Raw genomic sequence first — 21,314 nt, forward strand, 5'->3', positions numbered from 1 at the left:
CGACAAGCAGCTGCCACACCGGCGGTCAACACCGAAGTAACAGGCAGCGGCGCGGCTGCGATGACGGCACCGTGGTCGATGAAATCAACGACGGCTGACCGGCGCTGTCAGTGCGGCGTACCCACATGCTGGCGGTGGTGCAACAAGAGGATTCAGCAAAGAAATTAATCACGAACGATCCAATTAAATTACAAATAGTTTGCAAACGATCCAATTAATGAGTCCAGATCCACGAAAGACGACTAACCTGTGCTCATCGAACTCAACGACGGTGCCCGCAAATGCAGCCCAAGCCCGACCCCCTATCCCCCCCGCCGAGTGCGCAACTCTCAATGAACGTGATGGCCGCGTTGCGTGTCGCTGGGAGCGACTCCAACGGCAAATCCCGCAAGCTGCGTCCGACGGAGGTCATGCGGCGTAGTCGGATCTCGCGCAGCACGCTGCGACCACTGATGGGCAAGCCTGGTTCGGGCGACCGCGAACCGGATCTGGCGACGCTGCGCAAGCTTGCCTCGGTGTTCGGTATCCCGCTGCCCTTCTTGCTGATGACGCCTGCCGACTGGCTGACGATGGTCGGCGCCCTTGACTCCCTCAGCGATTGCGCAATCGCCGCCGACCGGGTGGTCAAGGACGGCATGAACGGGCCCGACAGGGCACATGCGGTGCTGACTGAGATGAAGAGACTGTTTGACAACCCGCCGCTGCACGCACCGCCGGATCCCGTGGAGAACGAAAGTCTCAAGGCACGTAACGAGTGGCGCGCGCGCGCCAGCTTGGTGATGGCCGCACTGGCCCAGCCCGCGGCGCGTGGCCGTCGCCAATCTCTCGTCACCCTCACGGCCTTAGCCTGCGCCCTGACCCTCAACATGGCCCCCGCCGAAACCGCATCCAACGATGACGGCGAAGACAACTCTGGAACCTGACCATGACCTCTCTCATCGCCGACCCGGATCTCGACCTGCTGGACAGCGCCGACGTAGACGACCTCATCGTGCTGATCGACCACATTACAGACAAGGGAGAAGGCCGCATCTCGCTGTCTTCCGACACCTGCAAGACGCTGACCGATGCGAAGGCGGCTAGGAGCATTCCACCGGCCACGCGCGCGCTGATCGCTGAGGAACTGCGGCGCTTCGGCGGCAATTCGTTCATCAACCTACTGCGCGGCGGAGCCGGCGTCCCTTACAAGGAAATCGTCTGCGATGTGGCCAGCCATCTGAAGACCGACTTCAGACCCGCCCAGAGCTGCGGGGAAATCGAGATCGCGGCGGTCAATGCCGTGCTGGCCCAGTCCTTCAGCAAGATGAGCGAGCAAGAGAAGGCCGACTTATTCGCCGAGTTCGGCGGCACCTATGCGCCCGGAGCCGGCCCGGCCGTGATGGCGGCGCTGCAGGCGGCGATCAAGGCGTCCGGCTTCGGCGCCTTCAAGCTCGCCGCGGTGGTCGCAAACGCGGTGGCCAAGGCCATCCTTGGGCGCGGTTTGGCCTTCGGTGCGACCGCTGGCCTGATGCGCGGCATCAGCGTCTTCGCTGGACCGATCGGCTGGGCCATCACGGCGATCTGGACCGCTTTCGATCTTGGCAGCCCGGCCTACCGCGTAACCGTGCCGTGCGTGATCCAGATCGCCTACATGCGGCAGAAGGCCGCATACCGCAGTTGCCCAACGTGTAAGGCGCCCGCGGAGGCGGGCAAAAAATTCTGCGGCGAGTGCGGCAGCCCTCTGGCGCTGCTGCTCACGCGAACCGATGCAGGCGGAACCGCCGACGCTTCCAACTAACCCCCAAAGGAGACTCAAGTGATCGTCATCGTGTCGACGCCGCTACGCATCCTCGCGTCCTATGCCCTGGTCTTTGCGGTGGGTGCCGCAGTCGGCCGCCAATGGCGGTCCGGCAACCCCATCGACCGCTCGAATCTCGGCCGCTGAAATCCAGCCATTCACCACGGAGGACACCTTGACCATCAACCCTTTCGCCCAACAAATCGAGACCCTCGACTGCGAGCGCCGCAGCGCCGAAATCGACATCGATCACTGGCAGACGCAGCTCGCCTGGTTCAAGGCCTTCGATTTTGATGGATCCGATATCGAGTTGAAGCGGCTACGGCGTCTGAAGACGGCCACGCAGGCCAAGCTCCAGCAGGCGCGGCAGACGCTGGCGGCCGCGGACGCTTCGGTCAAGCAACTGGCACCGGCCGCAGACCTGGGTTTCGATCCACGCTACTGGTTCTCGTCGGAGCGTGCCGTCGCGAAGCGGCGGCTCGAGGGCGCGAAACAGGAACTCGCCGCGTTCCAGACCAACGCCAAAGACATCGAGATCGACATGTCCAAGGCGATGGAGGCGAGCAGCCGACTCGAAACGGAGATGGACAATGCCCGCAAGTTCGATCCCCTACTCGCGCAATCGGCCATCCCGGCGCTACAGGCCAGGCTGAAGCATATTGCGGAGCAGTCGTCGGAACTGCGACAACGCCGCGACGACCTGGACGTCGTCCTGCGTGAGCCGTTGGAGGCCCTGCGCCAAGAAGAACACCGGCACGCGACGCTCGCCGCGACGATCCACCGTGCCGAGTCCTTCGAACACGAGCTGAACCATGCCGCCAACGGATTCGAACGACGTCAGGTCCACGAGCGGTGCGAGCGCGAACTGGGCGACGGCCGCCCTAGTCACGTGCTGCGAAGGAGCCAAGGCGAGATACGAGGCATCGACGACCGTCTTCGCAAGCTGCGGGCGCGCATCGAACGCCTGGTCCGCGTCGCCCAGCAGGACATACGTCACATCGTCATCGACGGCAACAACCTCTGCTACGAAGGCCGGCAGTTCGTAGGACTGGCGCCACTCGAGGCGCTCGTCCCCGCGCTGGCTCAAACTTATGACGTCACGCTGATCTTCGACGCCAGCATCCGGCGTAAGCTGGGGCTTGGCGACGCGGAGGCTGCGTCGCGATTTCCGCAATCTGTCACGGTGCATGTCGTCGCGTCCCGGAGCCAGGCCGACGAGACTGTGCTCGCGGTCGCCGACTCCAATCCGCGCGCCTTCGTACTCAGCAACGACCGTTTTGTCGATTACCCCGACAAGATGGCCGTCAAACAGCAACGCGTGCTTCGGCACGAGATCGTCGGCCAGACGGTGCACGTCCACGACCTGCATCTCGCCGTGATGTTCTCGTAGGTGCGGCTGATCCCGCAAGCGCTCACACAGACGACACGAGACAGGTACTCAAATGCATCGCTATCAGACACTTCCGCTCGGGCAGAGCCCATTCGCACCGGTGCTGGCCGACCGGATTCTTCATCGTTTCAAGGAGCAGGGCTGGGGCTCGCTGGTCGATCGGGTCGTTGCGCTCGCCAAGCGGGCCGAGGACGCGCGCAACGATGTCGACTCGCAACAGTTCCTCGCGGCCTTGGGCGAGGCCATGCGGAGCGGTGCAATGCTGCCCAACAGCCCCCTGCTCGTGAATTGCGCCGAGACAAATCCACGCCTTTTCGCGTGCTTCGCTGTCGATGTGGACAGACCCGCTGCAGACTTCCTCGCGAACTTCCGCTTCATCCACGACGGCATGGGTGGCGTCGGCTATGCGATCAAGGCGGACGAGCCCAACCCGGACCGATTGATCCGCCTGATCGACCAGGACACCTGCGCCCATCAGCAAGGCCGCCCACGTCCAGCGAGCAACGCGGTGACCATGCCGATCCACGGCGACCTCGATACATTCCTGGGTCTCGCCGGCACCCTAGCGGTGACCAACATGAACGTGGCACTGCCCGACGAATTCATGGCATCGGTTCGCTTCGACGAGGACAGCCAGCGCCGCTTCGACTCCATCGCCGAACGCATCCATGCCACAGGGCAGCCCGGTATTGTGTTCCCAGACCGCATCAAGCGCGTGTCACGCGAACACGATGCGGCTTTCGCGGCCAACGTGTGTGGCGAGGCGCCGCTCGCGGTCGACGAGTCCGCCCTCCTCGCCTCAGTCAACCTTGTCGCCTTCGTTGAGCAGGATACGGCGGGTCGCCGCGTATTCGACTTCGCGTCGTTCTCACGCTGTGTCGCGATCTGCGTGCGCATGCTGGACGGCATGCACGATCTACAGACTCACGCGAGCGATGCTATTCGGCGTAACTCACTCGCGACCCGCAAGGTCGGCGTGGGCGTCATGGGCTTCGCCCATGCGTTGATGCTGCTCGATCTGCCCTACGGATCAGACGCGGCTGAAGCATTTGCTCGCGAACTCAGCAAACGCCTCTACGAGGCGGCCCGCGCTGAGTCGCAGAGACTCGCAGCCCTCCTCGGACCGTACCCGGCGTTTGATCCCGGTGCAGGTCTACCGCTGCGCAATGCAAATCTGGCGGCCATCGCCGGCACGGCGACCATCGCGTTGATCGTCGGCACATCCTGCGGCATCGAACCGATCCATTCCCACGTGTTGACGCAGCGCGTGATCGACCGCGAGATTCGGATCATGGATCCGGTCGTGTCATTCCTATTGCTGGAGCGCGGATTTGAGCCGGCAGACGTGGAGCAGCGCATGGCCACCGGCGAGAGCCTGCGTGAGGTCGCCGGGGACGACTTCGCAGACCTGTGTTCGACTGCGCTGGAACTGCCGGGCTCCATCCACATCCGAATGCAGGCCGCACTGCAGTCGGGTATCGACTGCGGCATCACGAAGACGGTGAACTGCCGCTCTGAGACCTCCATTGCGGAAATCAGAGCTTGGCTGCTTCAGGCGCATGAGAGCGGCTGCATGGGGCTGACGATATACAGGAATGCATCGCTCGAGAATCAACCCGTCCGCGTGGGGTAACACCATGTCTGCATTAATCACGTTCGACGGACCCAAGGGCGTTGGAAAGACCACACTCATCCGGCTCGTGAACGAACGGCTTCTTCAACTCGGTTACGTTGTGGAGTCGCTTGCTGAGAAGGAACTTATGGCCGATGCAATGGGCGCGCTGGTCAACCAAGCGTACCTTGATCTCAAAACCCGCCCCGGTCGGGCTAGCGAGGAGTCCATCGCAGTATTACATCGGCAAGGGCGGCTCCAGATCCAAGAGACATGTCTCGGCAGCTCGATGGCGGACGTATTGCTGCTTGACCGCTGGTATCCATCGGACGCAGTGTTTCGACGGCATATCGATGTGGCTTCAACCATCCAGGCCAACCTCGATGCCGGCGTTCGAGCCCCTAACCTCGCGTTTGCCGTCACCTGCCGTGCCGACGTGTCGTGGGAGCGTGCGCTCCAACGGAAACGCCGCTTGGATAGCAAGGTGATTGAGACATTCGACGAGCATGCCGAATCGACAGCGCGATTCGAGTCCCTCGCGCAGCATTTCGGCTGGTATCTGCTTCGTACCGAGCACGCGACTCCGGAGGCCTTGTGTGGCGAGGTCGTTGCATTGATTGAACGGACAACGACACTCCGATAAGCGGCCGGCCAACCCATCTTGGGTGATGCAGGCCCAACAGCCTGCATGGCGACCTCGATGCGCAACAGCGCACCACACTTGGTCAAGGAGGGCTCGGTCGGCGGTCGAGCCCCTGCGCACTTGGATGCTCGCACAGCGCCAGCGCGCGACCGACGACACAGCGTTGGCTAAAGCTTTGTACTAAAGCCTGAAGCATTGGCCGGTCACAGGTCGTGGCTAATGGGCACGGCGCCCCATGGACTGGCCGCAAAGCAGATGCAGCCTCTAGTCAACAAAAATGCCCTCAGATGAAGGCATCAGAAAAGTATATTTACAGAATCCTACGGTCAGCCCAGCGACACAAAGTCCATTTTGGGGGCGCTGGCTACATGGGCGTTTGCTTCGCTTGTCATGGTGTTTCCGTGCGGAGTGGATTCCGTCCGCCGCAAGAAGCTTGCAGGCGCCTGCCCAGGGGCGGCCGGTTTCAGCCCGCGCGCGTCACGAACAGGGCGGCGCGCTGTTCCATCTGCTGGGTATGGGCCTGCAGCATCTGCGCCGTGGCCAGGGACTGCTCGGCCAGTTCGGCATTCTGCGCGGTGGCCTGCTCCAGCTGGCCGATGGCGTCGCTGATCTGGGCAATGCCTTCGTGCTGCTGCACCGCCGCCTGGGCGATGTCCTGCATGCGCTCGGCGACTTCGCCGATGCGGCTCTCAAAGCCCTGCATCACGGACTGCACCTGGCTGCTCAGGGCCGCGCCCTGGGCCACGGCCTGCACGGAGCGGTCGATCTGGCGGCGGATATCCTTGGCGGCTTCGCCGCTGCGCAGCGCCAGGCGGCGCACTTCCTCGGCCACCACGGCAAAGCCGCGACCCTGCTCGCCCGCGCGGGCGGCTTCCACGGCGGCATTCAGCGCCAGCAGATTGGTCTGGAAGGCCAGGCTGTCCACCACGCCCACGATGCTGGCGATTTCGTCCGAGCCGCGCTGCACGGTCTGCATGTTCTGCACCAGCTGGTCCACCATGCTGCCGCCCTGGCGGGCGTCCTGCGCGGCCTGCCCGACCAGGCCGTGGGCATGCTGGGCGATCTGCGCGGTACTGCCCACGGTCTGGCGGATTTCGTGCGCGGCGGTGGCGGTTTCTTCCACGCTGTGGCGGGCCTGTTCGGTGCGGGCCGACAGTTCCTGGCTGCCCGCTGCAATGCGGGCGCTGGCCGACTGCAGGGCCGCTGCGGTCTGCTTGACGCTGTCCACCGTGTCGTGCACGCGCATGAACATCTGCTGCAGGCGCTGGGCCACAGCCGTGGCCACGGGCGCAGCGGCCACATCCAGCACCATGGCCCGGGGCTGGTCCACCTGCTGCACCAGGGCATTCAGTTCCCGCCCTTGCGAGAACGCCTGGTTCATGCGGTAGACGATGAAGATTTCCACCCCGGTCTGCAGCACCACATAGGCCGCATGGAGCAGCACGCGCGGGAAGCTGGCTTCCGTCAGGCAGTACATGCCCAGGCCCCAGGCCTGCAGGCGGTCGAACAGCACATGGTGCACGGCAAAGAAGGCTGCGCAGGCCAGCACCACGCGCCAGTCGCGGTAGACCATGACCAGCGCCAGCGTGACGAAGACGCCGAAGTGGAATTCGATCATGCCCAGCGAGACCTGGATGTGCAGCGCCACCGTGGCGCTCAGCAGCAGCGGCAGCACAAAGCGCGTCCACTGCGAGCCACGGGCCAGGGCATAGGACGCCAGCGCCAGGGCCGCCACTGCGCCCCCAGCCACGGCGGGCAGCACCGCCGTGCTCATCACCGCGCCAATGACCACGGCCACGGTGGCCGACACCAGCGTCAGCAGCAGCAGCAACAGATCGGCCTGCCTGCCGACCGCCTGCGCATCCAGCGGCACTTCCACCTGGCTGCGCGCCTGTATCCCTGCAGAACCGCCGCGGGCCTGCTCCCGAATTTCAACACCATCCATATGACAACGGCGCCCGAAGGCGCCGACCTGCGTTCACCCGCGCACCGGCCCGCTGCCAGCACCTCCCGGGGTTCGTGTCAAATTGTATGAATACGTGCAGGGCCCTTAGCAGGCCTGCGCCTTGCCCAATCCCTGCCTGGGCGTATGCGGCCCTGCGTTTGCACAGCCTGCAAAAATCGCCTAACGCGCGCACAACGCACGCCTGACGCACGCCCGAGCGGCGCAGAGCCTGACCATCGACGCCCATGCAAAACGGACCCGAAGGTCCGTCTGGTGGGGGCTTTCAGCCCGACTGAATCCCGCCTGTGCCCGGCCTGTGTCCAGCCGGCACAGCGGCTGTTCAGCGCTTGAGGCCGAACATGGACATCATCTGCTCGGTCTGCTTTTGCATCTGCTCCTGCATCTTCTGCATCTGCTCGGTGTACCCCGCCGGCATCATGGGGTTGGGCATCTGCATCATCTTGGCCCAGGCATCGCTGCCGCCCACGCCGGACTGTTCGGACATCTTGTTCTGGAAGTCGGTGAACATCTGCACGTTCTTCTCGATGTAGCTGCCCATATAGCCCTGCATCGCATGGCCATAGAAGCGGATGATGTTGGCCAGCATGGCTTCGCTGAACATGGGCGCGCCACCGGCTTCTTCTTCCAGAATGATCTGCAGCAGGATGGAGCGGGTCAGATCCTCACCCGACTTGGCGTCACGCACCACCACGGGTTCGCGCTCGATCACCAGCTGGCGCACTTCGGCCAGGGTGATATAGGACGAGGTGTCGGTGTCATACAAGCGGCGGTTCGGGTACTTCTTGATGACGCGCTGCTTGGATGCGGACGGGTTGGTGCTGTTTTCTGTGGTGGTCATCTGGGACTCCTCCGGGCCCGGGCCCGCTGCCTGTGTCGGTCTGTGTGTATGTGCAGCTACCGATTCTAAGGACGCCAGCGCCTCAGGCTGCGCAGGGCCAACCCTGATCCCTGGAAATAGCGGCACAGAATGCTCTTTTCGTGATAGCAGCCCATGCACGCTCCACCAAGGTATGCAAACCGACAACACACAAGCTGTTGCTGCATGCACTGCCACCGCTCCTGCTTTTGATACAGCCAGGACCACCTGCCTGCCCCCTGCCGGTGCACAGGCAACAAAAAAGCCTTTCATCTTGCGATGAAAGGCTTTTGAATTTGGTAGGCGCGATTGGACTCGAACCAACGACCCCCACCATGTCAAGGTGGTGCTCTAACCAGCTGAGCTACGCGCCTGTCGTTGAAGCTGCAAGTATAGCAGGCTGAAATGGGCACTTTGGAAAAAAGCCGCAGATTTTCTGCACGCTGCTGCAGCATTCATTCGCCCCCCTCTGCGCCACGGGGCCTGGCGTGACAATGGCCACTTGCCCCACGATTTCTGAACCATGCAATTTACCCAACCCGGTATCCTGGCCCCACTGCCCGTTGTGGGCCGCTATGTGTTTTTCTCGCTGCAAGGCGATGCCGCCGCCCTGCGCACCGCGCTGGCACAGCTGCGCAGCCACGCCGATGGCGCGCGCACGGTGGTCGCCATTGGCCCCCGCCTGGCCCAGGCGCTGGATGCGGACATCTCAGGCCTGCGCGATTTCCCACTGCTGCAAGGCGTGTCTCCGGCACAGTCCGTCAGCACCCCATCGGCGCTGTGCCTGTGGCTGCGCGGTGAGGAGCGCGGCGAACTGCTGCTGCGCACGCGCCGCCTGGCCCAGTTGCTGGCGCCGGCCCTGGCCGTCGAGCGCACCGTGGACGCGTTCCGCCACGGCCATGGCCCCAACGGCTACGGCCGCGATCTGACCGGCTATGAGGACGGCACGGAAAACCCGGTGGATGCCGAGGCCGAAGCCGCCGGCTGCCTGCGCTGCGCCACCATGGGGCTGCACGGCTCCAGCTTTCTGGCGCTGCAGCAGTGGGAACACAACATGCCCGCCTTCCACGCCCTGGCACCGGCCGCACGCGACGATGCCATGGGCCGCCGCCTGAGCGACAACGAGGAGCTGGACGATGCGCCCGCGTCTGCCCACACCAAGCGCACCGCCCAGGAAAGCTTCACGCCCGAGGCCTTTGTGGTGCGCCGCTCCATGCCCTGGTGGAGCACCAGTGCCCAGGGCCAGGACAGCATGGGCCTGATGTTTGCGGCCTTCGGCCATTCGCTGGATGCCTTCGAAGCCCAGTGGCGCCGCATGCTGGGCCTGGAGGACGGGGTGAGCGATGCGCTGTTCCAGTTCTCGCAGCCGCTGAGCGGCAGCTACTACTGGTGCCCGCCCGTGCACCAGGGCCAGATCGATCTGCGTCTGCTGGGCGCATAACGCCAACGCACCACACCGCCGCTCGGCACCAACGCATGGTGCCAACGCATGGTGCCAACGCATCGCGCACAGCGCGCTGACAACACAAAGGGCTTCCCGCAGGAAGCCCTTTTTACATGGCGCCGGAGGTGACGGGGTGCGTGGCCTTGCGCGGGTGCGCTCACACCACCTGGGCGCGCTCCAGCATGGCGTGCATCAGCACATTGCAGCCGGCGGTGATGTCGGCCGGGGTGGCGTCTTCGATCTCGTTGTGGCTGATGCCGTCCTTGCACGGAATGAAGACCATACCCGCCGGGGCCAGCCGGGCCATGTAGACCGCATCGTGCCCGGCCCCCGACACCGCAGGCATGTGCGAATAGCCCAGGGCCTTGGCGGCCCGTGCCACCGCGTCCACACAGTCCGCATGGAAGGGCTGGGCCGGGTAGTTGGAGACCAGCGTGATCTCGATGGGCAGGCCGGTGGCCTGGCTGATGCGCGCGGCCACGGCCCGGATGTCGGCGTCCATGGCGTCGCAGTCGGCGTCGCTGGCATTGCGCAGGTCGATACTGAACTTGACCTGGCCCGGGATCACATTGCGGCTGTTGGGGTGCACCTGCACCATGCCCACCGTGCCACGGCCGTGCGGCGGATGCCGGTGGGCGCAGGCCACCACTTCCTGCATCAGCTGCGCGGCCACCTGCAGGGCGTCCTTGCGCAAGGCCATGGGCGTGGGGCCGGCATGGGCTTCCATGCCGGTGACCACGCAGTCGTACCAGCGGATGCCCAGCACCCCGGTGACCACGCCGATGGTCTTGGCGTTGTCTTCCAGCACCGGACCCTGCTCGATGTGCGCTTCAAAGTAGGCGCCAATGGGGTGGTCGCCCGGCTCCTGGCTGCCCACATAGCCGATGCGTTCCAGCTCGCCGCCGACGGTCTTGCCTTCGGTGTCGGTGGCGGCATAGGCATGCTCCAGCGTGAACGCCTTGGCGAACACGCCCGAGCCCATCATCACCGGGACAAAGCGCGAGCCCTCCTCGTTGGTCCAGAAGGCCACTTCGATGGGGGCTTCGGTTTCGATGCCGTGGTCGTTGAGGGTGCGCACCACCTCCAGGCCGGCCAGCACGCCGTAGTTGCCGTCGAACTTGCCGCCCGTGGGCTGGGTGTCGATGTGGCTGCCGGTCATGATGGGCGGCAGGCTGTTGTTGCGCCCTGGCCGGCGCATGAAGCCGTTGCCGATCTTGTCGATGGTCACCGTCATGCCGGCCTCGCGCGCCCAGCGGGTCACCAGATCGCGGCCCTGCTTGTCCAGGTCGGTCAGGGTCAGCCGGCATACGCCGCCCTTGGGCGTGGCGCCGATCTGCGCCAGCTCCATCAGCGCGTCCCACAGCCGGGGGCCGTTGACGCGCAGCTGCGCGATGTCCTGCTTCTGCTTCACTTGGGTGTCCATGGTGGTTCTCCTTGTCCCGCCGGCGTTCAGCGCAGCACGGGCGTGGGTTGCAGTGTGGCGGCGCGGCGCTGCACCGCGTCGAAGTTGGGGCCGAAGGCCGGGCGCTTGATGTAGCGACCCTTGCCCTGCACGGCACGCAGATCGCCCTGGGCATAGGCCACCACGCCCTGGCTGATGGTGTGGCTGGGCATGCCCTGCACGGTGCGCCCTTCGAAGATGTTGTAGTCGCCCTTGGAATGCTGGGTCTTGACCGACAGCGTGTGGCTGGCCTGGGGGTCCCACACCACCAGATCGGCGTCCGAGCCCACGCCCACCAGCCCTTTGCGCGGGTAGATGTTGAACAGCTTGGCGGTGTTGGCCGAGGTGATGGCCACGAACTCGCTGGGCGTCAGCCGCCCGGTGTTCACGCCCGCATCCCAGATCACGGCCAGGCGCTCTTCCACGCCGCCCGTGCCGTTGGGGATCTTGGCGAAGTTGTCCTTGCCCATGGCTTTCTGCGCCGCGCAGAAGGTGCAGTGGTCGGTGGCCGTGGTGTGCAGCTGGCCCGACTGCAGGCCTTGCCACAGCGCTTCCTGGTGGCCTTTGGCGCGGAAGGGCGGGCTCATCACATGGGCCGCCGCCTTGGCGAAATCCGGATCGCGGTAGACGCTTTCGTCGATCACCAGGTGGCCGGCCAGCACCTCGCCGTAGACCCGCTGACCGCGGGCGCGTGCCGCCGCAATGGCCTGCGCCGCCTCCATGCAGCTGACGTGCACCACATAGATGGGCACGCCCAGCACGCCGGCAATGGCGATGGCGCGGTTGGCGGCTTCGGCCTCCACCATGGGCGGCCGTGCCAGCGGGTGGCCTTCGGGCCCGGTGATGCCCATGCGCGCCACTTCCTGCTGCAGCAGGTAGACCAGTTCGCCGTTTTCGGCATGCACCGTGGGCATGGCGCCCAGCTCCAGTGCACGCTTGAAGCTGTTCACCAGGGTTTCGTCGTCGCACATGATGGCGTTCTTGTAGGCCATGAAGTGCTTGAAGCTGTTGATGCCCTCCTCCCGCACCAGGGTGCCCATGTCGGCATGGACCTGCTCGCTCCACCAGGTGACGGCGACGTGGAAAGAATAGTCGGCGGCCGATTTCTCGGCCCAGCCGCGCCATTTCCGGTAGGCATCCAGCAGCGGCTCCTGCGGATCGGGAATCACGAAATCGATGATGCTCGTTGTGCCCCCGGCCAGCGCCGCCGCCGTGCCGGTGTAGAAGTCATCGGCGGTGACGGTGCCCATGAAGGGCAGCTGCATGTGGGTGTGCGGATCGATGCCGCCGGGCATCACGAACTGGCCCGACGCATCGATCACCTCCGCCCCCGCCGGCGCCAGTGCGGCGGCATCGGCCCCCACCGCCGCGATCACGCCGTCCACGCACAGCACATCGGCTTTCTCCTGCCGGTCTGCATTCACCACCGTTCCGCCACGTATCAGCAAAGCTCCATGCATTCCCGTCTCCTTGGTATCCACACGCACACGCTGTGCACGCGGGAAGGCGCTGTGCCTTCCCGCGTGCGTCCTTAACCGGCTTGCTCCACACCCTTCTTGGCTGTCAGGTAGTAGTAGGTGCTGGCCACTGCCAGGCTGAAGAACCAGCCAAAGTCAAAAATGCTTTTCCAGATCTGTCCCACGCTGTTGGCGTCCACCACGCCCGACACCGCCAGATAGCCGGGCAGGCAGGGCAGCACGCCCAGCGCAAAGGCGGCCACGGCATGCATGTTCCAGCCATTGGTGTACTCATAGCGGCCGCCGCGCACATACAGATCTTCGACCTTCAGCCGGGTTTTGCGAATCAGGTAGTAGTCCACCAGCAGCACGCCCGCGATCGCGCCCAGCAAGGTGCCATAGCCTCCCAGCCAGGTGAACAGGTAGCCGCCCGAAGTGGCCAGCAGCTTCCAGGGCATGAACAGCAGGCCGAGGACGGCGGCAATCATGCCGCCCATGCGAAAGCTCACCTTGGACGGTGCCAGCTGGCTGAAGTCATACGAGGGCGACAGCAGGTTGGCCGCCACGTTGGTGGTGAGGTTGGCCAGCAGAATCACCAGCAGGCCAATCCCCGAGGCGAAGCTGCCCATCTTGGTCAGCAGCGCATCGGGAAACAGCTCAGCCTTGCCGTACAGGATGGCCGAGGCCGAGAAGCCGATGACCCCCACCATGGAGAACAGCGCCATCGGGATGGGCAGGCCCACGGCCTGACCGATCGACTGGTCCTTCTGCGAACGCGCAAAGCGGGTGAAGTCCGGGATGTTCAGTGCCAGCGTGGCCCAGAAGCCCACCAGACCGGTCAAGGCTGCCCAGGTCTTGGGACCGCCCTCCACCACCTTGGCCGGCAGGTTGAACAGCTGGCCGGCCGGAACGCGGTACATCAGCACCGCCACGAACACGATGGAGGCCACCACCATCAGCGGCGCGGCAATCACCTCCAGCTTGCGGATGGACTCCGGCCCGTGCCAGATGAACCAGAGGTGCACCAGCCAGAAGGCCATGAAGCACATGAACTGGGAGGTGCTGATGGTTTCACCCGCAGCCGGCCCCGCCAGGTTGAAGCCCAGGATATTCAGAAACCCGTGCAGCGCCAGCGCGCCAAAGTAGCAGTTGATCGAGAACCAGCCGCATCCCACCAGACCGCGCAGCACGGCGGGCAGGTTGGAGCCTTTGACACCGAAGGAGGCCCGCGCCAGCACCGGGAAGGGGATGCCGTACTTGGGGCCGACCCGGCCGATCAACGTCATGGGCACCAGCACGATGCAGTTGGCCAGGAACACCAGCCAGACGGCCTGCTGCCAGGAAAAGCCCTGGTCCAGCATGGAGCTGGCCATGGTGTAGGTGGGCACGCAGACCACCATGCCGACCCAGAGCGCGGCGTAGTCCTGCCATCGCCAGGTGCGATGCGCCAGAGGGGTGGGAAGCAGATCCGCGTTGGATAGCGCCTGATCGGCGGGTGCGGATGGGGTGGATGCGCCGAGGGCGCCACTTGCACTACTGTTCATCTCCGAATCTCCTGTGGGGGTTCACTCACGGAACGACAAGAAACCCAGCCCGGTGCTACCGACTGCACGACATATCCCCTGAATCACCGGGTCTGGATCGCAAGTTCTTCTTCAGCATGATGTGTGCCAGTTGGCCGCGCCGTGCACGCTGGAACACACCCTCGAAAACATCGCCAAAAGGCGTGGATTGCGTCTGTTCTGCCACTGCGCTGCACCAGAACAGGCGCACACGCGCACCTCACACGGGCACAACCGCACGATGCGGGTTGTTGGGATGCGTTGTCCAGTTGGCGTATTCCCCGGTGACCGTCTTTCCGGTGCGCAGATCCACTTCACCCGGCTGCAGGCTGCGCATGGAAATGCACTCCGGCACCGGACAGATGGAGACGCACAGATTGCAGCCCACGCACTCGGCCTCGTTCACCTCGAACTTGCGCACGCCGCCCTCTTTGTCGAAGGTGATGGCCTGGTGCGAGGTGTCTTCGCACACCACATGGCAACGCCCGCACTGGATGCAGCTGTCCTGGTTGATGACGGCCTTGTCGATGTGGTTGAGGTTCAGGTCCTTCCAGTCCTTGACCGTGGGCACGGCCCGGCCCTGGAAGTCCTCGATGCGCGCAAAGCCGTGCTGGTCCATGTAGTTGGACAGGCCGTCGCACATGTCCTGCACGATCTTGAAGCCGTAGACCATGGCCGCCGTGCACACCTGCACATTGCCACAACCCAGTGCGATGTATTCGGCCGCATCCTTCCAGGTGGTGATGCCGCCGATGCCCGAAATCGGCAGGCCTGCCGTCTGCGGATCGCGTGCGATTTCGGCCACCATGTTCTGGGCGATGGGCTTGACCGCCGGGCCACAGTAGCCGCCGTGCGAGCCCTGGCCATCGGTGCTGGGGTGCATCACCAGGGTATCCAGGTTCACCCCCATCAGCGAGTTGATGGTGTTGATCAGCGAGACGGCATCCGCCCCGCCCGCCTTGGCCGCCCGCGCGGGGTAGCGCACATCGGTGATGTTGGGCGTGAGTTTCACGATCACGGGCAGCTTGCTGTAGTGCTTGCACCAAGCCGTCACCATCTGGATGTATTCCGGCACCTGGCCCACGGCGGCGCCCATGCCGCGCTCGCTCATGCCGTGGGGGCAGCCGAAGTTCAGCTCCAGCCCGTCGGCCCCGGTGTCTTCCACCATGGGCAGGATGCGTTTCCAGCTTTCTTCCTCGCAGGGCACCATCAGCGAGGCGATCAGCGCACGGTCCGGCCAGGCCTTTTTCACGCGGGTCATCTCCTCCAGATTGGTGCGCAGCGGCCGGTCGGTGATCAGCTCGATGTTGTTGAGCCCCATCACGCGCCGGTCCTGCGCCAGCAGGGTGGAATAGCGTGGTCCGTTGACGTTGACCACATGCGGGTCCTCACCCAGCGTCTTCCACACCACGCCGCCCCAGCCGGCTTCGAAGGCGCGGGTGACGTTGATCTCCTTGTCCGTGGGCGGGGCCGATGCCAGCCAGAACGGGTTGGGGCTTGCAATGCCCAGAAAGCGGGTGCTGATGTCTGCCATATCCATGCTCCTTGAAAAGCGCGGGCACTGCCGCTTACACCCCGGCACCCACGGCGCTGGTCAGCGCCTGGTGCATGGCACGCGCGGCCACTTTGCCGTGCTCCACGGCTTCCACCGTCAGATCCTGACCGCCGGCACGGCAGTCGCCACCGGCCCACACGCGGGACACGCTGGTCTGGCCTTCGGCATCGGTGTCGATGCGGCCGTCGCGCAGCGCGATCGCGTTGCCGGCATGGGCGCTGACATAGGTCTGGCCAATGGCCTTGAGCACCATGTCGGCGGGCACGTCAAACACCTCGGGCCCCACCTGCAACTTGCCGTCCTGCAACTGCGTGTAGGCCATGCGGATGCCCGTCACCTTGCCGTCCTGCACCAGCACCTGCTGGGGCGCAGCCCACAACCGCAGGTTGACGCCATGGGTCTGGGCCCATTCCTGCTCCACGCCGGACGCGGACAGCGCGTCCTTGCCCCGGCGGTAGAACATGGTGACTTCTTCGGCGCCCAGCAGCTTGGCCTGCACGGCGGCATCCACCGCCGTCATGCCGCCGCCGATGACCACCACGCGCCGGCCCACCGGCACCGTGGCCTTGTCGCTGGCCTGGCGGATGTCGGCAATGAAATCCACCGCGTTGCGCAGGCCTTCGGCCTGGGGTTCGGCAATGCCCAGCGCGTTCACACCGCCCAGGCCCATGCCCAGGAACACGGCGTCGTAGCTGGCCAGCAGCGAATCCAAGGTGAAGTCGCGCCCCAGCCGCTGGTTGTTGTGCGGCGTGATGCCGCCCACCGACAGCAGCCAGTCGATTTCCTTCTGCGCAAAGTCGTTGGGGGTCTTGTAGCTGGCCAGGCCGTATTCGTTGAGCCCACCGAGCTTGGGCCGGGCATCCAGCAGCACCACGTCGTGGCCCTGCAGCGCCAGCTGGTGGGCGCAGGTCAGGCCGGCCGGTCCGGCCCCGACCACAGCCACCTTCTTGCCGGTGGCGGCGGCGCGCTGGAACAGCGGCGCGCCGCCTGCGGCCATGAAGGCATCGGTGGCATAGCGCTGCAACGCACCGATTTCGACCGGCTTGTCTTCATTGGTGTTGCGCACGCAGGCTTCTTCGCACAGCTGCTCGGTGGGGCACACGCGGGAGCACATGCCGCCCAGCGGGTTGGCGGTCAGGATCTCCCGGGCCGCGCCGCGCACATTGTCCTGGGCGATGCGGGCGATGAAGGCCGGTACATCGATGCTGGTGGGACAGGCCGTGGTGCACGGCGCGTCATAGCAGTAGTAGCAGCGCTCGGCCTCGATCAGGGCCTGGGGGCGGTTGAGCGGGGGGTGGGCGTCGGAGAAATTGGCCGCGTACTCGGCCAGATTCAGTCGGCCGGCGGCAATGCCGCAGGTGCGGCTGGCGGGGCTGTCCATGGTGAACCTCCAAATTCAGGATTGAGGGCGTGAAGGGAACCCGGGCTCGCAGGGCGATGCCAGGCCAGATCGAACAACGCAAGGGGGCACGCAGGCTGTCCGCCTGCGCGTCCCCGAATCCAACAACACAGTCTTCGGAGGTTTCATCATGGTCCTCGTAGGTGCAATGTGGCGCCTCTTGCCGGGCGCACTGGGGTGGAGTTCAATGTACGCGGGTGAAAAAATTTACCAATCAGTAAAATCACCCAGAAAGTCATGAGCAAGAAAGATGCCAGACAATCGCACCACAATGGCGCAACTTATCTCTACTTACCGCAGGCGCAATGGCGACTTTTTCTGACAACAGCCCCGTGAACAGCCCCATTAATAGCCCCGCCTCCCAGGCCCGATCGGCCACCCGCAAGCCCACGGCGGCGCGGCTGCGCAAGGAGCAGCACATCCTGCAGATGGCGGAGCTGCACTTCGCGCAATACGGCTTCGAAGGCGCGTCCCTGGACCTGATGGCCCAGGACGCCGGCATCAGCCGCCACAACCTGCTGTACTACTTCGCCAGCAAGGAAGAGCTGTATCTGCGCGTGCTGGGCGATGTGCTGACGCAGTGGCTGGCAGGCATGTCCGACCTGCTGCGCGGCGACGACCCGGCCCAGGCCCTGCGCACCTATATCCGCGCCAAGCTGCAGTCCTCGCGCGAGCGGCCCCATGGCTCCAAGGTCTTCACCCGCGAGGTGATGGCCGGCGCCCCCCGCTTTGGTGATGCCATCCTGAGCCGGGTCGGCCCCGCGCTGGCGGCCGACACCCAGGCGTTCGAGCGCTGGGTGGCCCAGGGCAAGATTGCCCGCGTGGATTTCACCCACCTGATGTTCATTCTCTGGTCCGTGACCCAGGCCTACGCCGACCAGCAGGCCCAGTTTGCGCTGCTGCTGGGCCAGGATGCGCTGACGGCCCAGGATTACGACACGGCGGCCGAACTGATCTACCGCCTGGTGGTGCGCGGTCTGCAGCCAGACGGCCCGGCCGAAGGGCCGCTGCTGGCGCCAGCGCCAGCGCGCCAGGCGCCCTGCTGACGGCAAGCGGTGCAGGCCAGGGGGCATGGCGCAAGGCGGTGGTGCATTGGCGGCGGCCCCGGCGTCTTGCCTTATCCTTGTGCGCTCTGATTGCTCCTGCACGGCGCCCTGCACCAGGGCCCGGACCCGATTGCTGCCCATGACCGACATCCGCCCCGCCCGCTTTCCCGAAGATCTTGACGCCGTGGTCCGCATCTTCCGGGAATACGTGGCCAGCCCCACCGTGAGCCTGGACTTCCAGGACTTCGAGGCCGAGTTCGCGGCCCTGCCCGGCAAGTACGCCGCTCCACACGGCTGCGTGCTGCTGGCCTGGAAAGACGGCCAGCCCGTGGGCTGCGCGGCCCTGCGGCAGGTGGATGCACAAATCGGCGAAATGAAGCGCGTCTACGTGCGCCCCACGGCGCGCGGCGAAAACCTGGGACGCCGCCTGGTGGAAGGCATTCTGGACGCTGCGCGGCACAGGGGCTACACCCGCATCTGCCTGGATGTGCTGCCCGAGTTCCAGGCTGCGCAGCGGCTGTATGCGTCGCTGGGCTTCGAGGACGCGCCGCCGGTGAGTTTCAATCCCGTGCCGGGCACGCGCTACCTGGGACTGGATCTTCGGGCCATGCGCTCGGCCACAGACGCCCTGTAGCCTCCTATGGAGGCCTGCCCTGCCCTCTAGCGCCTGCACGGCGCCTGGGGCGCAGCAATCAGCCATTGCCCCCGGAAAAAGAAAAAGCCTTCTAGACCGTGGATCTAGAAGGCTTTGTACCAATGGTTAGTTGGTAGGCGCGATTGGACTCGAACCAACGACCCCCACCATGTCAAGGTGGTGCTCTAACCAGCTGAGCTACGCGCCTGTGTTTGTTCGAGAAAGCGATTCTAGCACGGTTTTCAACGTCGCCGCGCCGAACGCACGCCAGCCACCCCGGAAACAATGCCCAGCACCTTGTTCAGGCGGCCGGAGTCCGAGACTTCCACGGTGAACGTCATCCAGGCCACGCCCTTGACGGACTGGGTCTGCACGCCGATCACATTGGTCTTTTCACGGGCGAACACGTCGGAGATGTCGCGCAGCAGGCCCTGGCGGTCGGCGGCTTCCACCGCCACATCCACCGGGTAGACCGCCGCCGTCGCGGCCGCCTTGGGCTGACCCCAGGCCACATCGATCACGCGCTCTTCGTAGCGCGCGGCCATTTCGCGGAAGTTGCTGCAGTCCGAGCGGTGCACGCTGACGCCCTTGCCGCGCGTGACAAAGCCGCGGATATCGTCCGGCGGCGCCGGCCGGCAGCACTTGGCCAGCTGGGTCATCAGCGAATCGATGCCGACCACCAGCACGCCGCCCTTCTGGCCTTCGCCGCGGGGCTTGCGCACCATCTGCTGGATGTCCTCCTCGGCCGCCACCGGCTCGGGCGGCGGGCGCAGCACGGCTTCGATGTTGCGCAAGGAGTATTCGTCCTTGCCCACCACCTCGAACATGGCTTCGGCAGACTTGAAGCCCAGTTGCACCGCCAGCTCGTCCAGCCTGATGGCGGTCTTGCCTTCGCGCTGCAGCAGCTTTTCCACGGCCTCGCGGCCCCGGGTCATGGTCTCGTGCATGGCCTGGGCATTGAACCAGGCACGCACCTTGGCCTTGGCGCGGTTGCTGGTCAGATAGCCCAGCTCGGAGTTGAGCCAGTCGCGCGAAGGCCGGCCTTCCTTGACGGTGGTGATTTCCACCGTCTGCCCGCTTTGCAGCGGCGTGTTCAGCGGCACCATGGCCCCGTCCACCCGCGCGCCGCGGCAGCGGTGCCCCAGGTTGGTGTGCACGGCGTAGGCGAAGTCCACCGGCGTGGCGTTCTGCGGCAGCTCGATCACGGCCGCATCCGGCGTCAGCACATAGATGCGGTCGTCGAACAGGTTGCGGTGTTCCGGGCCTTCGGACAGGTCCTTGCCCCAGGCCAGCAGTTGCCGCAGCACGGCGATCTTGGCATCGTACTCGCTGGTGGCCGACACCCCGGCATAGCCCTTGGTGCCCGCTTCCTTGTACGCCCAGTGCGCGGCCACGCCATGTTCGGCATGGTCGTGCATGGCCTGGGTGCGGATCTGGATCTCGATGGCCTTGCCCTGCTCGTCCCGCACCACGGTGTGCAGCGACTGGTAGCCATTGGGCTTGGGCTTGGCGATGTAGTCGTCGAACTCCGACTCGATGGGGGTGAAATGCTCATGCACCCAGGACAGTGCGGTGTAGCAGTCCTTGACGTTGGGCACCACCACGCGCAGCGCGCGGATGTCGAACACCTGGGCGAAGTCCAGCGACTTGCCGCGCATCTTCTTGACGATGCTGTAGATGTGCTTGGGCCGCCCCTGCACGGTGGCGCTGATGCTGTAGGCACGCAGCTCGGATTCGAGCCGCGAGCGCAGCTGCTCCATGTAGATCTCGCGCTCGGCCCGCTTTTCGTCCAGGTTCTTGGCGATCTGGCGGTAGGTGTCCGGCTCCAGGAAGCGGAAGGACAGGTCTTCCAGTTCCCATTTGAGCTGCCAGATCCCCAGGCGGTTGGCCAGCGGCGCAAACACATGCAGCGCCTCGCGCGCCAGGGTGGGCGACACCGGGCGCTTGCTGGCAGCGTAGTAGCGCAGCGTCTGCAGGCGCGATGCCAGGCGCAGCAGCACCACCCGCACATCGCGGGAAAAGCCCAGCAGCATCTTGCGCACGGTCTCGGCCTGGGTGGCCGGATCGTCCACCCGCTGGCTGTTGCTTTCCGCATCGCGTGCCTGCTGCTGCACATGCATCAGCTTGGTGGTTTCCACCGCCAGGGTGGCGAAGTTGGCGCCAAAGGCCTTGGTCAGCACCTCCAGCGGCTTGTTCAGGTGCATGCTGGCGTAGACCAGATACACGGCCGCCTGCATGGTTTCCGAGCCACCGATGCCGTAGAGGATGGCGGCCACCGCATCGGCGTGGGCCAGCATGTTCTCGCCGGTGGTCATGGTTTCGCCGGACAGCAGCGGCTCCGCAAACGAGCGGGCGCGCACCAGCGCATTGGCCTGGTCGGGCATGGCCTCCGAAGTGGCGGCGATCAGCGCTGGTGTCATGGGCACCGTGCCATGGGTCGGCGCACCGGCCTCCACCGTGGTGGGGGGCAAAGACGTCACACTTCTCATGGCCGCACTCCCCTGCCGGCCTGGCTGTTTGGTTGTTGTTCTT

General features: G+C 65.1%; 17 protein-coding genes and 2 tRNA genes. 9 read left to right on the forward strand and 10 right to left on the reverse strand.

What is annotated here, in order from left to right:
- Positions 1-332: 332 nt before the first annotated feature.
- Genes B3349_RS00775 through B3349_RS00800 form a run of 6 tightly spaced genes read left to right on the forward strand, consistent with a single transcriptional unit; the run spans position 333 to position 5,422 of the window.
- Positions 333-923 (forward strand): helix-turn-helix domain-containing protein, encoded by a 591-nt coding sequence (locus tag B3349_RS00775; protein ID WP_291585561.1) that lies wholly within the window; start codon positions 333-335, stop codon positions 921-923.
- A gap of 2 nt (positions 924-925) precedes the next feature.
- A complete protein-coding gene (locus B3349_RS00780; protein WP_291585563.1) occupies positions 926-1,777 on the forward strand; it encodes a ubiquinol-cytochrome C chaperone family protein in 852 nt (283 codons plus the stop codon).
- Between the two features lie 18 nt (positions 1,778-1,795).
- Complete coding sequence (locus B3349_RS00785) at positions 1,796-1,924, forward strand: hypothetical protein (RefSeq protein WP_291585565.1); 129 nt, start codon at positions 1,796-1,798, stop codon at positions 1,922-1,924.
- Between the two features lie 28 nt (positions 1,925-1,952).
- A complete protein-coding gene (locus B3349_RS00790) occupies positions 1,953-3,167 on the forward strand; it encodes an NYN domain-containing protein (protein WP_291585567.1) in 1,215 nt (404 codons plus the stop codon).
- Positions 3,168-3,219: 52 nt separating this feature from the next.
- On the forward strand, positions 3,220-4,800 hold the full coding sequence (locus B3349_RS00795; RefSeq protein WP_291585569.1) for a ribonucleotide reductase barrel domain-containing protein: 1,581 nt from the start codon (positions 3,220-3,222) through the stop codon (positions 4,798-4,800).
- A gap of 4 nt (positions 4,801-4,804) precedes the next feature.
- The gene (locus B3349_RS00800) at positions 4,805-5,422 is read left to right on the forward strand and encodes a nucleoside/nucleotide kinase family protein (protein ID WP_291585571.1); all 618 of its coding nucleotides are present in this window, start codon (positions 4,805-4,807) and stop codon (positions 5,420-5,422) included.
- 463 nt (positions 5,423-5,885) lie between these two features.
- On the opposite strand, the gene B3349_RS00805 is transcribed toward B3349_RS00800, so the two are convergent.
- The 3 genes from B3349_RS00805 to B3349_RS00815 form a co-directional block, all read right to left on the reverse strand.
- The gene (locus tag B3349_RS00805) at positions 5,886-7,367 is read right to left on the reverse strand and encodes a methyl-accepting chemotaxis protein (RefSeq protein ID WP_291585573.1); all 1,482 of its coding nucleotides are present in this window, start codon (positions 7,365-7,367) and stop codon (positions 5,886-5,888) included.
- A gap of 340 nt (positions 7,368-7,707) precedes the next feature.
- The gene (gene phaR, locus B3349_RS00810; protein WP_291585576.1) at positions 7,708-8,226 is read right to left on the reverse strand and encodes a polyhydroxyalkanoate synthesis repressor PhaR; all 519 of its coding nucleotides are present in this window, start codon (positions 8,224-8,226) and stop codon (positions 7,708-7,710) included.
- A 315-nt stretch (positions 8,227-8,541) separates the two neighbouring features.
- Positions 8,542-8,618 (reverse strand) — tRNA-Val (locus B3349_RS00815).
- Between the two features lie 149 nt (positions 8,619-8,767).
- On the opposite strand from B3349_RS00815, the gene B3349_RS00820 reads away from it, so the two are divergent.
- Positions 8,768-9,685: a Dyp-type peroxidase gene (locus tag B3349_RS00820; RefSeq protein WP_291585578.1), complete on the forward strand. Its 918-nt coding sequence runs from the start codon at positions 8,768-8,770 to the stop codon at positions 9,683-9,685.
- Positions 9,686-9,845: 160 nt separating this feature from the next.
- On the opposite strand, the gene B3349_RS00825 is transcribed toward B3349_RS00820, so the two are convergent.
- The 5 genes from B3349_RS00825 to B3349_RS00845 all read right to left on the reverse strand — a co-directional run bounded on the left by B3349_RS00825 (position 9,846) and on the right by B3349_RS00845 (position 17,084).
- Positions 9,846-11,111 (reverse strand): Zn-dependent hydrolase, encoded by a 1,266-nt coding sequence (locus tag B3349_RS00825; protein ID WP_291585580.1) that lies wholly within the window; start codon positions 11,109-11,111, stop codon positions 9,846-9,848.
- A gap of 26 nt (positions 11,112-11,137) precedes the next feature.
- Entirely contained in the window at positions 11,138-12,589 is a 1,452-nt protein-coding gene (gene hydA / locus B3349_RS00830; protein ID WP_291585582.1) for a dihydropyrimidinase, read from the reverse strand.
- 71 nt (positions 12,590-12,660) lie between these two features.
- Complete coding sequence (locus tag B3349_RS00835) at positions 12,661-14,130, reverse strand: NCS1 family nucleobase:cation symporter-1 (protein ID WP_291585583.1); 1,470 nt, start codon at positions 14,128-14,130, stop codon at positions 12,661-12,663.
- 238 nt (positions 14,131-14,368) lie between these two features.
- Positions 14,369-15,682 carry an NAD-dependent dihydropyrimidine dehydrogenase subunit PreA gene (gene preA / locus B3349_RS00840; RefSeq protein WP_291585585.1) on the reverse strand — a complete coding sequence of 438 codons (1,314 nt, stop codon included), beginning with the start codon at positions 15,680-15,682 and terminating at the stop codon, positions 14,369-14,371.
- A 34-nt stretch (positions 15,683-15,716) separates the two neighbouring features.
- On the reverse strand, positions 15,717-17,084 hold the full coding sequence (locus B3349_RS00845; protein ID WP_291585587.1) for an NAD(P)-dependent oxidoreductase: 1,368 nt from the start codon (positions 17,082-17,084) through the stop codon (positions 15,717-15,719).
- 323 nt (positions 17,085-17,407) lie between these two features.
- Here B3349_RS00845 and B3349_RS00850 point away from each other — a divergent pair, with 323 nt between their 5' ends.
- Together B3349_RS00850 and B3349_RS00855 are read left to right on the forward strand one after the other, a co-directional pair.
- On the forward strand, positions 17,408-18,148 hold the full coding sequence (locus B3349_RS00850) for a TetR family transcriptional regulator C-terminal domain-containing protein (RefSeq protein WP_291585589.1): 741 nt from the start codon (positions 17,408-17,410) through the stop codon (positions 18,146-18,148).
- Between the two features lie 139 nt (positions 18,149-18,287).
- Complete coding sequence (locus tag B3349_RS00855) at positions 18,288-18,782, forward strand: GNAT family N-acetyltransferase (protein WP_291585590.1); 495 nt, start codon at positions 18,288-18,290, stop codon at positions 18,780-18,782.
- Positions 18,783-18,913: 131 nt separating this feature from the next.
- Here B3349_RS00855 and B3349_RS00860 read toward each other — a convergent pair.
- Both B3349_RS00860 and B3349_RS00865 read right to left on the reverse strand, forming a co-directional pair.
- Positions 18,914-18,990, reverse strand: a tRNA-Val gene (locus B3349_RS00860).
- Positions 18,991-19,024: 34 nt separating this feature from the next.
- Positions 19,025-21,202 carry a RelA/SpoT family protein gene (locus B3349_RS00865; protein ID WP_291585908.1) on the reverse strand — a complete coding sequence of 726 codons (2,178 nt, stop codon included), beginning with the start codon at positions 21,200-21,202 and terminating at the stop codon, positions 19,025-19,027.
- Between the last annotated feature and the right edge of the window lie 112 nt (positions 21,203-21,314).

Origin of the sequence: Comamonas sp. UBA7528 (genome assembly GCF_002479375.1) — a bacterium.
Taxonomy (GTDB): Bacteria; Pseudomonadota; Gammaproteobacteria; order Burkholderiales; family Burkholderiaceae_C; genus Comamonas.